At 63.7% G+C, this 14,931-nt stretch carries 5 protein-coding genes; all 5 read left to right on the top strand.

The features are described from left to right. Nucleotides 1-36 precede the first annotated feature (36 nt). The 5 genes from A9404_RS07905 (at nucleotide 37) to A9404_RS07890 (ending at nucleotide 14,883) form a co-directional block, all read left to right on the top strand. Nucleotides 37-699: an alpha/beta hydrolase gene (locus A9404_RS07905; protein WP_066099935.1), complete on the top strand. Its 663-nt coding sequence runs from the start codon at nucleotides 37-39 to the stop codon at nucleotides 697-699. A 79-nt stretch (nucleotides 700-778) separates the two neighbouring features. Continuing rightward, nucleotides 779-922: a hypothetical protein gene (locus A9404_RS13415; protein ID WP_156521286.1), complete on the top strand. Its 144-nt coding sequence runs from the start codon at nucleotides 779-781 to the stop codon at nucleotides 920-922. 144 nt (nucleotides 923-1,066) lie between these two features. Then, complete coding sequence (locus tag A9404_RS07900) at nucleotides 1,067-2,740, top strand: ShlB/FhaC/HecB family hemolysin secretion/activation protein (protein ID WP_197490304.1); 1,674 nt, start codon at nucleotides 1,067-1,069, stop codon at nucleotides 2,738-2,740. Nucleotides 2,741-2,767: 27 nt separating this feature from the next. Further along, nucleotides 2,768-14,446, top strand: a complete 11,679-nt coding sequence (locus A9404_RS07895; protein ID WP_066099932.1) for a two-partner secretion domain-containing protein — start codon at nucleotides 2,768-2,770, stop codon at nucleotides 14,444-14,446. Next, complete coding sequence (locus tag A9404_RS07890; RefSeq protein WP_156521285.1) at nucleotides 14,443-14,883, top strand: hypothetical protein; 441 nt, start codon at nucleotides 14,443-14,445, stop codon at nucleotides 14,881-14,883. Before A9404_RS07895 ends, A9404_RS07890 begins: the two co-directional genes overlap by 4 nt. Nucleotides 14,884-14,931 lie beyond the last annotated feature (48 nt).

Here is a 14,931-nt window from a genome sequence, read left to right as displayed (position 1 = left end):
GCATGCCAGGTTGTATCAGCGGGGTGAGGGAAATTGATGAAGCAAATAATTGCCGTATTGGCATTGGTGGGGATGTTCGTGGCGCCCATTGCACAGGCAGACAAGCCGGATGGCTCGGTCTATCTGGATGGCGGCGATGTGAAATACGGGCTCATCCTCGCGCATGGACGCGGCAAATCCCCGACCTGGCTGGTGGTCGACCCGCTTCGCAAGGGGATTCACGATGAGCTGGGCTATCACACGCTCTCTCTGCAGATGCCCATCGTGGGGGGGAATTGGAAAAACTACGCCGGGGCCTTTCCGGAAGCCTACAAGACCATTGACCAGGGAATCAGTTTTCTGAAAGAGAAAGGGGTCACCCGAATTTATCTGCTGGGCCACAGCATGGGCGCGCGCATGGTCAGTGCGTTTGTTGCCACACACCCGAATAGCGGCCTTGCCGGCCTGATCGTCGTGGGGTGCCGGAACAATGGCGGGTCGCCGCTGGACTGCGATAAGAATTTGCAGAAGGTTGGCTTGCCGGTACTGGATATCTGGGGCAGCAGTAACGGCAAGGATGCCGAGGCGGCTTCCGAGCGAGCGGGTCTGCGATCAGCGACCTATTCGCACGTTGCGATCGACGGGGCCAATCATAAATTCGAAGATCATGAGTCGGAACTGGTCGCGGCAGTGGTCAACTGGCTCAAACAGCGGAATTAGCCGATAGACCATGGGGTCTCAGTGGCCGGACGTCCGCCGCTGAAAACGTCCCTGAGCGTTTGGTCCGAATCCTGGCGCGGTGGCGGCGACCTCTGCCAGCGTCGATGTCCGCGCCGGCGCGGGGTTCGGTAACGGTCTGCCACGTGTCGGTAAGCGCTACGGCATCAATGGCGACGTGCTGAAGTTCGTGACGGATAAGCCCTGGTTCTGCGCTCCCGGCTGACCTTGATGGCTCGTACCCTCCGTGGTGGGGGCCTTGTGTGCGGGCCGATCTTCGGCGAGAATCCCTTCAGAATTTTCCAAGGATGGAATGAAGATGGATCGAATGGATGGCCTCCGAAAGAGGTCTTTACTGTCATGCGCTTGGTTGGCCATTGGAATTGGCCTGGTTTTTTCTCCCTCCAAGGCGTTTGCCGCCCCAGCCACCGGATTGGATGAGCAAACGATTCGCCAGCTTCAGCAGGAGCGCGCCCTGCGTGCGCAACAAGAACCCCCCACCGATGTTCAGTTGAAGGTCAAACCGACGGCAGATGCCGGCCGGATTCCCGACCACGAGACGCCCTGTTTCGTCATCCGGCAGATCGATCTGGTCGGTGATTCGGCGAAATCGTTTTCTTGGGCGTTGTCTGCCGCGAATGCCGATCAAGACCCGGCCATCGGCCGTTGTCTGGGGGCCAAAGGCATCGGCGTGGTGATGCAGCGCATTCAAAATGCCCTGATTGCACGGGGATACATCACGACCCGGGTCCTGGCCGGCGCCCAGAATCTTCGCAGCGGCATTCTGCATCTGACGCTGGTTCCGGGGCGCGTCGGCCGGGTTCGCTTTGCCGAAGGCACAAGTCCCCGGGCACATGCCTGGAATGCCCTGCCGCTTGAGTCGGGTGATGTGCTCAACCTGCGCGACATCGAGCAGGGTCTGGAAAACTTCAAGCGCGTGCCGACGGCCGATGCCGACATGCAGATTGTGCCGGGCGCAAAACCCGGGGAAAGCGATGTGTTGATTCATTGGCGGCAGTCGTACCCCTTGAGATTGAGCCTCTTCGTGGACGATGCCGGGAGCAAGGAAACCGGTCGCTATCAGGGGGGCGCGATTCTTTCCTACGACAACTGGTTGACCTTGAATGACCTGTTCTACCTCAGCGTGAACCGGAGTCTGGGGTTGGATCGCATTCCGTCGGAACATGGCACCAGCGCCTACACGATTCATTACTCCGTACCGTTCGGTTATTGGGGGCTTGGAGTCACCAGTAGCGAGAGTCAATATCGTCAGTCCATTGCCGGCGCCAACCAGTCCTACGTGTACCGTGGGAAAAACCATAATCAGGAACTCAAGCTATCCCGCCTCATGTATCGCGACGCGGTTCGCAAGCTCACGCTGTCGGCCAGTACTTATCTGACGACCGCCCATAATTACATCGACGATACGGAAATCGTCGTGCAGCGCCGCCGGATGGCGGGGTTCAAGGCGGCCGTCGCCTATCGACAGTTTATCGGTCGCGCCACCCTGGATTTCGAGGCTGCGTATCGCTGGGGGACGGGCGCACGCGGCGCCATCCCCGCCCCCGAATCGGCCTTTGGTGAGGGCACGGCCAAACCTCGGATTGAAACGGCTGCCCTGGCCCTGAATGTGCCGTTCGAATGGGGCGCCGAGCAGCTTCGCTACCGTACGGAAATGCAGGCGCAATGGAGCCAGACCGTGCTGATTCCGCAAGATCGCTTTGCCATTGGTGGGCGTTATACCGTGCGCGGATTCAGTGGGGAGAGCCTGCTTTCCGCCGAGCATGGGCTGTTGATTCGCAATGATCTGGGGCTGGTTCTGGGGCCGTACGGCGAACTGTATATCGGTGTGGATTACGGGCAGGTCAGCGGGCCCTCGGCGCGCTGGTTGCCGGGCAAGCGTCTGGCCGGTGGGGTGTTGGGGGTACGGGGTGGCTTCAAGGGCTTGAGCTACGACGTCTTTGCCGGGCACGCCATCGCCAAGCCGGCCGGATTCCCGGCGGACGGGATGGTCGCCGGATTTCGGCTGGGATGGACCTTCTAACTTTTTTCGTGACATAGGGAGATCGTCATGAATCGGAATTTGTATCGCGTCATCTTCAGTAAGGCCTTGGGTGTGATGGTGGTGGCCTCGGAACTGCCATCGGCCCAGGGCAAGAGCGGTTCGGCGTCCCGCCGTCGGCCGCGACGAGCGGATCGGATACTGGCGCGGCTCACGCCCCTTTCGTTTGCCACCTTGGTTTCGCTGGGGGGCGTCCTGATCGGCCTGCCCATGGCGCAAGCGGCGATCGTGGCGGACCCGCAGGCTCCGAATAACCAGCAGCCCACGATTCTCAACACCGCGAACGGCCTGCCCCTGGTCAACATCCAGACGCCCAGCGCGGCGGGGGTGTCCCGCAACACCTACAGCCAGTTCGATGTCGCCCGTCAGGGGGCGATACTGAACAACGCCCGCACGAATACCGCCACCCAACTGGGCGGCTGGGTTCAAGGGAATCCCTGGTTGGCCGCCGGGAGTGCCCGCGTCATCCTGAACGAAGTGAACAGCGCGAACCCCAGCCAGTTGAAGGGGTATGTCGAGGTGGCCGGCCAGCGCGCCGAAGTGGTGATTGCCAATCCGGCGGGCATCAGCATTGACGGAGGCGGATTCCTCAATGCCAGTCGTGCGACGCTCACCACAGGTACGCCGATCCTGAACGGCGGCAATCTGGAAGGCTACCGGGTTCAGGGCGGCACGATTTCGGTCACCGGCGCGGGGCTGGATGCCAGTCGCACCGACTACACCGATCTCATCGCCCGTGCCGTGGACGTGAATGCGGGGATCTGGGCGCATCAACTCGAAGTCACGACGGGCGCCAATCATGTCGATACCACGAATAACACCGTGGCGCCCATCGCAGGGACGGGGGCGGTGCCCACGGTATCGATTGATGTCGCTCAACTGGGCGGGATGTATGCCGGGAAGATCACCCTCGTCGGGACCGAGGCCGGGGTGGGTGTGCGTAACGCCGGCAACATTGGGGCCACGGCCGGCGAGTTAGTGCTCACGGCCAATGGTCAGTTGGAAAATGCGGGTCAGATGTCCAGTGCGACGGCGGTGCATTTGGATGCCAACGGCAATATTCGGAACACGGGCACGATCTACAGCGGCGGCGATGCCGACCTCGGCACCCGAGGCGACATCGCCAACCACGGGGTGATCGCCGCCCAAGGGAACACCCATTTGGTGGCCGACGGCAGCCAGAGCCAGGTGACCGGCGCTCAAGGCAGCGTATTGGGCGCGGGCATCCAGGCCGACGGCAGCCTGGGCAGCGGCGGCGACTTGAGCGTGACCGCCACCCGAGCGATTGCCGATCACGGCAAGCACCTCAGCGGGGGCGACCAGCGGCTTCAGTCCGGGCGGATCGACCGGAGCGACGGCCAGAGCAAAGGGGCCAACCTCCAGCTGGATGCCGGCGGCGACATCGACCTCAGCGGCGCCACCCTCGTGGCCGAACACGGCCTGAGCGCCCACACCGGACAAACCCTGCGAACCGATGGAGCGCACATTTCCGGCGACCAACTCGACCTGCAGGCCCACGACCTGTCCAACGTCCAAGGCGACCTCGTGCAGATCGGCAGCGGCGACCTGACCCTCGATCTGCCGGGCGACGTGGACAACAGCGGCGGGCGGATTGCCGGCAACAGCCGGAACCTGAGCATATCGGCGGCGAAGATCGACAACACGGGCGGTCGCCTCCAGCACGCCGGCGACGGCACCCTGAGCCTGACCGCCTCGACCTATGACGGGCGAGACGGCCAGGTGATCGGCAACGGTCGGCTCGAACTCGAAGCCGGCTCCGTCACCCTGGACGGCGGCAGTACCGTCGCCCGGCAACTCACGATCGACAGCGGTAGTCTTTCCAACCGGAACGGCACAGTGATCCAGACCGGCAGCGGGACGGGCAGCATCACCACCCAAGCCGGATTGGACAACACCGACGGGTCCATCTCAAGCAACGGCGGGATGACCCTCTCGGCCGGCGAACTCGACAACCGGGGCGGCAGCATCCAGGCGGCCGGGGGCGATCTGACGGTTCATGCCGCAGATGGCGTGGACAACAGCCAATCGAGCGCCAGCCAGCAGAGCGGCCGGATCGGCGCCAGCGGCGCCGTCCAGCTCACGGCCGAAACCCTCGACAACAGCCAGGGGCAAATCACCGCCGAGCAGGGCTTGACCGTCGACGCCACCGGCAGCCTGAGCAACCGCCAAGGTCTCCTGGCCGCCAACGGCCCGGTCACACTCAGCGCCGGACAGATCGACAACAGCCAAGGCCACATCGGCTCGGTGCAGGACCGAACCGACCTCACCGCCACGGCGGGCGCCATCGACAACAGCGGCGGGCAGATCACCGCTTCCCGGCACCTCCAGCTCAGCGGCCACGGCGTGACCAACGTCGACGGCCTCATGCAGGGCGGCAGCCTGGGGATCGACAGCCCGACCCTCGACAACACCCGGGGCCAACTGGCGACGACCGGCGCGGCCGATAACGGCGCCCTGACGATCCAGAGTAGTGCCGTCACCAACGACCAGGGCCTCATTCAGGCCACCGGCGACCTGACGCTGAACAGCCAAGGCCCGTTGGACAACGCCGGTCAGATCACCAGTACCGGCCACACCCGGATCGACAGCACCGCCGGTATTCAGAACAGCGGCACGATCTACAGCGGCGGCGATGCCGACCTCGGCACCCGAGGCGACATCGCCAACCACGGGGTGATCGCCGCCCAAGGGAACACCCATTTGGTGGCCGACGGCAGCCAGAGCCAGGTGACCGGCGCTCAAGGCAGCGTATTGGGCGCGGGCATCCAGGCCGACGGCAGCCTGGGCAGCGGCGGCGACTTGAGCGTGACCGCCACCCGAGCGATTGCCGATCACGGCAAGCACCTCAGCGGGGGCGACCAGCGGCTTCAGTCCGGGCGGATCGACCGGAGCGACGGCCAGAGCAAAGGGGCCAACCTCCAGCTGGATGCCGGCGGCGACATCGACCTCAGCGGCGCCACCCTCGTGGCCGAACACGGCCTGAGCGCCCACACCGGACAAACCCTGCGAACCGATGGAGCGCACATTTCCGGCGACCAACTCGACCTGCAGGCCCACGACCTGTCCAACGTCCAAGGCGACCTCGTGCAGATCGGCAGCGGCGACCTGACCCTCGATCTGCCGGGCGACGTGGACAACAGCGGCGGGCGGATTGCCGGCAACAGCCGGAACCTGAGCATATCGGCGGCGAAGATCGACAACACGGGCGGTCGCCTCCAGCACGCCGGCGACGGCACCCTGAGCCTGACCGCCTCGACCTATGACGGGCGAGACGGCCAGGTGATCGGCAACGGTCGGCTCGAACTCGAAGCCGGCTCCGTCACCCTGGACGGCGGCAGTACCGTCGCCCGGCAACTCACGATCGACAGCGGTAGTCTTTCCAACCGGAACGGCACAGTGATCCAGACCGGCAGCGGGACGGGCAGCATCACCACCCAAGCCGGACTGGACAACACCGACGGGTCCATCTCAAGCAACGGCGGGATGACCCTCTCGGCCGGCGAACTCGACAACCGGGGCGGCAGCATCCAGGCGGCCGGGGGCGATCTGACGATTCATGCCGCAGATGGCGTGGACAACCGGTCATCGACAACCCGCGCCGCCAGCGATACGTATCAGGCGGGCTACAACGACTATGTCGAAAGCGCCATGCCCTTCACTGCCTATGCGGCAGGACAGATCAGCGCCAGCGGCAATATCTCACTTACCAGTCGCTATCTGTTCAACATGCAGGGACGGATTACGGCCAATAAGGCGCTGCACATCGATACCCGCGAGGATCTGCACAATGCCCGAGGGTTGCTGGCAGCCGATCAGCAGGTCACGGTACACGCTCAGCGAATCGACAATATTCAGGGGAGCATTGCCTCGGTGCATGGGGGCACCGACGTCACGATATCGGATACCCTGGAAAACAGTGCCGGGGTGATCGAGGCTGCACAAGGCCTGCATATTCTGGGGCAGGAGGTCATGAATACTACCGGGTTGATGGCCGGGAGCAGCATCGACCTGAACACCCAGGGCAGCGCTTTCGACAATACCTTCGGCAAGGTGATTGCCAGCGGGGCGCAGGATAACGGCGCCCTGACGATCCAGTCCGGGTATTTCGCCAATCACGACGGCATCATCCAGGCCCAAGGAGCCGTGGGGATCGATGCTGCCGGCGAGGTTGAAAACAGCGGTCAGATCACCAGTCGCGGCGACACCCGGGTAGACAGCCAGGTCGGCATCCGGAACAGCGGCACGATCTATAGTGCGGGACACACCACGCTCGGTACGCAGGGTAGTCTCGACAACCGGGGTGGCGCCATCCAGGCGGCCGGGGGCGATCTGACGATTCATGCCGCAGATGGCGTGGACAACAGCCAATCGACCGCTACCCAGCAGGGTGGCCGTATGGGCGCCAGCGGTGCCGTTCACCTCACGGCCGAAACCCTTGCCAACAGTCAGGGGCAAATCACTGCCGAGCAGGGCTTGACCGTCGACACCACCGACCGCCTGACCAACAGCCACGGCCTGTTGGCTGCCAACGGCCCCGTCAGTCTGACCGCCGGGCAGATCGACAACAGCCAGGGCCACATCGGCTCGGTGCAGGACCGAACCGACCTCATCGCCACGGCGGGGGGCATCGACAACAGCGGCGGCCAAATTGCCGCGGCCCTGCACCTTCAGCTCAGCGGCCACGGCGTGATGAACGCCGGCGGGCTCATCAACGGCAGCAGCCTGAAGATCGACGGCCACAACCTCGACAACACCCGGGGCCAATTGGTGGCGACCGGGGCGGCGGATAGCGGCGCCCTGACGATCCAGAGCGGTGCCGTCGTCAACGACCGGGGCCTTATCCAGGCCCAGGGCAGCCTCCATCTGGATACCCAGGGCCAAACGCTCACGAATACCCATTCGGCGGCGGGGCAGGGGATCATTGGTCTCGGCGATGTCCAGCTCAATACGGGTGCCATGGATAACGCCGGGGGCTTCGTCGGCAGTCTCGGGGATCTCTCGATCGTCAGCGCGGCGATCGGCAATGTGCAGGGCGGCGTGCTGACCAGCTCCGGCCAGATGAATCTGACCGGGCGATCGCTGGACAATCGCGGCGGGCAAATCCAGGCGCTGGGCAATGTGACCATGACATTGAGCGATGCGCTCGATAACACCGCCAGCCTCGTGCGTTCGGGGCAGACGCTGAATGTCAGCGCCGCCGGTATCACCAATGTCGGCACGCAAGGCAGCAATCAGGGACTGGAGGGCGGGTCGGTCCACCTGACCGCGCCGTCTATCGACAATGCCTCGGGGGCGATCCGGGCGGACCGGGATATCGTGTTGACGAGCGGCGGCGATATCCAAAATGTCCAGGGTCTGATATCCGGTCAACAAACCGTGCAGGTGCAGGACGTCGACCCGGCCAACGCCGCGCTTCAGGTCACCAACACGGCCGGCACGATGATCGCCGGGCAACGGCTGTCCATCGACAGTGCCGGGCTGACCGGGGACGGCAAGTTGCTCTCCCGGGGCGACTTGAGTCTCAACCTCCGCCAAGGGTTCACTTTGACGGGCGAGCTAACGGCCGACGGTCATGCCACGGTGACGACAGCGGGAACCTTGCGCAACCAGGCCGTATTGAACGCGGGCCAGGATCTCGCCATTCAGGCGCGCCGTGTCGAGAACACCGACACGGGCGAAATCACCGCGCAGAACACCTCGGTCACCGCCAGCGATGCCGTGATCAATCGCGGGTTGATCGACGGGCAAGCGACGGGGGTGAGTGCTGCCACGGTGGATAACCTCGGAACGGGCCGAATGTATGGCGACCATCTCTCCATCGCCGCGACGCGTTTGGTGAATGCCGCCGAAAATGGCGTGGCGGGGGTCATCGCGGCCAGAAATCGCCTGGATATCGGCGCAGGCAGCGTCCAGAATCTCGATCATGCGCTCATGTTCAGCCTGGGCGACATGGCGATTGGCGGCGGTCTGGATGCGCGGCAACAGGCCACGGGCACCGCGGATTCGGTCGTCAACCGTGGCGCGACGATCAACGCGCTGGGGGCGCTGACGATCGACACCCGCGATCTGCAGAACCTGAACGCCAATCTGGTCACCCAGCAAGTCGACGATCCGGCCATCCATGAGGCATTCGTAGTTCCGGATCGCAGCCCCGTTCAATATAACGCGGCTAATTGCTGGGGCATCGGCGGCGGGCAGGACAAGAACAGCTGTGTGGGTTACCCCGGCCAGTTCGAAGACTACACCTTGATCCGCCTGACCACCGTGGCCTCGCACACCGAGGTGGTGTCCACGCAACCGGGCCAGATTCTATCCGGTGGCGATCTCACGCTGTCCGGCGGCGACGTGCTGAATCAGGATAGTCATATGGTGGCCGGCGGGGTGATGACCTTCACGGGGGCCAACTTCCTCAATCAGGCGACGCAAGGCCAGGATATCCTCCGTTACAGCGGCACGGCGCAGCATACGCATGTCGGTTGGGGCGGGTCATTTTTCAGCAAGCATCATGAGCGCAAATGGGACGGCGAAACGGCCTATATGCCGCCCCCCGTCTACGGCACGCCCTATGACCTGCCCACCACGCTGCTGGAACAAAACACGGCCGTTTCCGGCACGGGCGCATCGATCGCCGCTCGGTCGAGCGGCAGCGTCGCTCAGACCGCCGATGGCGCGGGGTCGGCCCGGGTCGCCGTGTCCCCTGCCGCGGCCACTGGCACGGCGGGGCAAGGTCCCGCTGTCGGCGGCAATCCGTCGGGAATCGTACCCGCCGTGGTTCAGAATGGCTGGTACCAGGGTATTCCCCTCCAGCACCCGGTGGGCAGTGCTCAGTCCGATACGCCCGCTGCGGCAGTGCCGACCGACACGGTTCAAGGTCCCGATCTCGCCGCGAACGCGCCGACAGCGAACGGGCCGAGTGCCCTCCCCGTGGCCGCGGTGACCGGTGCGCAGACGGACAGCCTCGCGCAGGCGACGCGAAGCGGCACGGTGAACGATGGCCTGGCGGCGCCGGGCGATCACGGCACGCCGGTGGCCAACCCGGCGGTTTCCGTCGCGCCGCTGTCCGGCAATACGGCACGCGGGCCGGCCGGCATCGTGCGCACCGGCGCCGTGAATACGACGATTCCCCGGAACAGCCTGTTCCACGTGACGCCCGATCCCTCGGCCGGGTACCTGATCGCGACGGATTCCCGGTTCACCGATTACCGTCAGTGGATCAGTTCCGATTACCTGCTGAACCAGCTCAAGCTGGATCCGGCCACCACGCAAAAACGCCTGGGCGACGGCTTCTACGAGCAGCGCTTGGTACAGGAACAGGTCGCCCAACTCACCGGTCGTCGATTCCTCGAGGGTTATGCCAGCGATCAAAGCGAATACATGGCACTCATGAATGCCGGGCTCACCTATGCCAGGCAATGGCATCTGGTGCCCGGCGTCGCCCTGACGGCCGCCCAGATGGCACAGCTCACCTCCGATATGGTGTGGCTGGTCGAGCGCTCCATCATCCTGCCGGATGGCAGCACGCAAAAAGTCCTGGTGCCCCAGGTGTATACGGTTGTCCATCCGGGCGACGTCAACGGGGCCGGCAGTTTGGTTTCCGCACAGGCCATTGATATGCAAGCCAGCGGCTCCGTCCAGAACAGCGGCACCCTGGCCGGCCGGAGCATCGTGTCGCTCGCCGCCGAAAACGTGAAAAACCTCGGCGGGCGCATTACCGGCGGTCACACGGTGGCCCTGAACGCCCGGCAGGACATCGAGAACCTCGGCGGCACCATCACGGCGGGCGATCTGCTCGCCATGCAAGCCGGGCGCGATATCACCATCGCCACCACCACCCGGAGCGGCGAGAACCCGTCCGGGGCGAGCCGTTTCAGCCGCACCGGCATCGATCAGGTGGCCCGGGTGGGCGTCGAGAACCCGGATGGCGTCCTTCAGATCGCGGCGGGACGGGATATCAACCTCACGGCGGCGCAAATCACCAATGCCGGCACCGGCCAGACGATCCTGCAAGCCAAACGCGACCTCACGCTATCCGCAATCACTACCGGCGAGCAGAACAACGTGGTCTGGAATGCCGACAACCACCTGTTCCGGGGCAATAGCCAGGATATCGGCACCACCATCAAGACCCAGGGCGCAGTTCAGCTTACGGCAGGGCAGGACATTCAGGCCAAAGCCGCGCAGATCGCCAGCACAGCCGGTGCCGTCGATCTTCAGGCGGGGCGGAACATCAGCCTGATCAACGGGCAGACGAGTCGGAACTGGGATCAGGCCATCAAGGTCACCAGCCGAGGCTTCCTCTCCCGCAGCACCTCGATCACCCGCGACAGCACGGCAGATACCCAAGCCATCGGCACGGTACTGAGCGGCGATAGCGTTCATGTGATGGCGGGCAACGACGTCACGCTGCAAGGCAGTCGCGTGGCCGCCCGGAACGACATTGCCCTCATGGGGGGCGGCGACGTTTCCCTGTTGGCGTCACAAGATACCCATACGGAAAGCCATTACGCGCAGTCCAGCAAATCCGGGTTGACGACCAGCGGCTACGGTTCCTCCAGCAAGCGCGAAACCCACGATCTCGACACCATCCGCAACACCGGCAGCGATCTGCATAGCCAACAGGGCAATATTGCGTTGATCGCCGGTGCCCTCGACCCGCAGGATCCGGCGCAGGGCATCGCCCTGATTCAGGGGAGTCGGGTCCAAGCCGATGCCGGCCGCGTCGATATCGGCGGCAGGCACATCATCCTTTCAACCAGCGCCGACACGAGTGCATCGGCAAGCACCCTGCAGGAAAGCAAAAGCACCTGGGCATTCACCACCGGATTGCCCGGTGGCCACAAGCGCGGCGTCGATGCCGATCGCCAGCAAGTTACCCTGAACGGCAGTACCGTGAATGGCCGCGAGGGGGTAAGTCTCCAGGCCAATGGCATCGTCGATATCGCAGCGGGGCAGCTGAATGCCGATCGGGGCGACATCCAGATCAGCGGTGCCCAGGTCAGCATTCACAGCGATCTGAACAGCAGCAGCGCCAGCAGCAAGGAGACCTACAAGAAGACCGGCGTCAACCTCCGCGATCTCACCGGCACCTTCACGCCGGGCAAAGGCATCGGCTACAAAACCGCCCTGAACACGGATCAGGCGCAAACCACGCGCGCACCGGCCAGCCTGACCGGGCAGAACATCGCCATCCAAAGCACGGCGGGCGATATCACCCTCAATGCCATCGATGCGACGGCCAAGGGCACGACCACCGAAACGGGCGACCATCAACTCGGCACCCTGAGCCTGGATGCCGCCCACAACCTCAACCTGGCCAGCGTGACCACCACCGCCAGTCAGAGCAGCGATCAAAAGCATAAGGATCTCGCCTGGCAAGGCGTCGAAGGGCACGGCACCGTCGATCAAACCACGCAGTACAACCACTTCAACGCCGAACAGCTCAAGCTCAGTGCCGCCAACCGCATCACCGCCGACATGGGCGTGCGGGACAGCGCCGCCGTGCTGGCCCAGGAACCCGGCATGGGCTGGCTCAAGCAATTGCAGCAAGACTCGGCCCTCAACCAGAAAGTGGATTGGAAACGCATCGAAGAAGCCCACCAGAAATGGGATTACAAACAACAGGGCCTCACCCCGGCTGCCGCCGCCGTGGTCGCCGTCGTGGTCGCCTACTTCACCGCAGGGGCGGGTACGGCGGCCGTCGGCACCTCGGCTACGGCCGGCGGCGTGACCACCACCTCGCTGGCAGGCACGACCCTGGCGACCACGACGGCTGCCGGCGTGACGACCTATTCAACGGCGGGCGTCATTCTGAACACAGCCGTCACCACCCTGGCCAGTCAGGCCAGCGTCAGCCTGATCAACAACCAGGGCAATGTGGGTAAAACCCTGCATGAACTGGGCAGCAGCGCGAACCTTCGCCAACTGGCCACAGCGGTGGTGACCGCCGGGGTGCTCAATGGAATCGGGGGCATCCAGTTCGGCGAAGGCAAGAACGCCTTCCGGTTGAACGACGTGACCGTCAAGGACGGCCTCACCGCCAACATCGGCAAGAACCTCGTCAATGGGCTGGCCCGCGCCACCCTGACCAGCGCGATCACCGGGACGGACCTGCAAACCAACCTTCAGACGGAACTGGTCAGCGGGGTACTGAATGCGGCGGCGGCGCAAGGGGCCAACTGGATTGGCGACGTCGCCATGAAAGACCGGCTCAATGTATACGCCCACAGCTTCGCCCATGCCGTGGCCGGCTGCCTGGCCGGCGCCGCCGGGGCCAGCGCCACGGGCAGCGGCATCGGCGGCGGCAAAGCCTGCGGGGCGGGGGCCATTGGCGCAGCGGTGGGCGAACTCAGCGCCCAGCTCTACAACTCGGGGAACGGCGATGCGCCCGCCAAGCAAGACACCGTCGCCTTCGCCAGCATGATGGGCGGCATCGCCGCGGCCCTGACGGGCCAGAACGCCCAGGGCGTGGCGATAGCGAGCGGCACGGCGGCGAATGCGGCGCAGAATAACTGGCTGAACCATGCCGATGCGGCACGGTTGAAGTTACTGAAAGAAAAACGGTTGAGCGGCCAGTGCGATGCCCGCTGCGACAGCGAAATCGCTGGACTGGAGCTAGTGGATAAGCTCAACAACCGTCTTCTGCTCAATGCCTGCGTCAATGGAACAGAGGCGGAGTGTACCGCACAATTGAATCGAGATCCGGCGGCGAAAAGCTATGGATACCAACACTTTTCACTGATTGCGTGGGGACGAGTGTTGAGCCGGTTTGGAGACAGTGCGGACCAAGCACTTGGTTCCTTGGTGAAGGCTCTGGATAAAGCGCAGATCAAGGCGCTGGTGGATGCGCAAGGCACGATCACCGGCTGGGCGGTGGACCTGGGCGGGTCGGAGCAAGACAGCCTGCGTCACTGGCTGGGGGCAGGGGTGTACGTTGGTTCCACGATCATCCTGCCAACCAGCGCGATCGATCTCATCCCCGGAGCGGGCAAGGGCCTCAAGGTCGTCACCCAGGGGGCCGAGCGCGTGGTGGTGGAAGAAGCGACGGGGAAGGTGTTGGGGAAGGTCTCGGAGCTCCCGCCGAGCCTGGGTGGGGTCGCCAACAAGCCTGAGGGGCTGCGAGACGGCCCTGTGAATGCGACACAAGGCGCAAACCTCAAAGCCGAGCTTTCGGAACTCTCCCGCTACCAGCCCGACACACGATTTGACGACATCTACCGGTCCCGGACGGACCAATCCATCCTCAAGGACAACAACTTTGACATGGATCACGTGCTCAGCGGCGAGATCAATGGGCGAAAGGCCGCGACGGGGTATCATGCGGAGCTTGCAGCCGACGGCGCATCGCGGATTGCGCCAGGTGCCGAGATCAAGTTCAATGCCAACGGCACCTATGAAGCCCCGGTACAGGTATTCGATGCGAACAAGGTCAATCCTGCGACGGGCCAGAAAGGAATGTGGGTGAACAAATTCGCAGACTCGACCTTCTTCCCGCCGTCGTGGTCCCAGGCGCGCATCGAGTATGAGGTGAGTGAGGCGTTTAAGAACAAGCGCGTAAATCCTGAAGGAGGATGGGTCGGGCAAACGCCGAGCGGGGTTGATATTCAGATCTATTGGGATGCAAGAAATCGGCGTACGACGTTCTATCCGTATGGAAGCCCAAAAAAATGATTGCCAAACTCAGACTCAGAATATCTCCCCGCGTATTGGAGACGGTCGATGGAGAAGAAAGATGGTCACGCGTCATCAGCGTGATAGACGTAAATGGGCTATTCACGAGCCGCTTCCATTTGATGTGTGCAGCGATTGTTGGCGACATCCAGCACCCCGAAGGTTCAGGGGCAAGTTTCCTTCGAGGGATACGCGAAATTGAAACCGGCGAAACCCGGTACATCGCAGCAGACGGCAATGCCTGGATTGCGCATATCACGCCGGAGGTGGTCTGGTTCGAAGGTTTGTACAGCCAGGGCGAAGGGGGTGCGGTGACATTCCGGCAGTACAAACTGGCGGTGGAGACCTATGTGCGGTTTCTGAGTGATCCCGAGAGCAAGCCGATCGAAGTGCCCTTTCCGGACGACCCCACCCCGGCCATTCCAGATCTGAGTTGACGCGACTCACAAGACAACAGCGGCGAACAAGCAGTTGATCGCATGCTG

Origin of the sequence: Halothiobacillus diazotrophicus, from assembly GCF_001663815.1 — a bacterium.
Classification (GTDB): Bacteria; Pseudomonadota; Gammaproteobacteria; order Halothiobacillales; family Halothiobacillaceae; genus Halothiobacillus; species Halothiobacillus diazotrophicus.
This window is presented reverse-complemented; position numbering and strand designations above follow the sequence as displayed.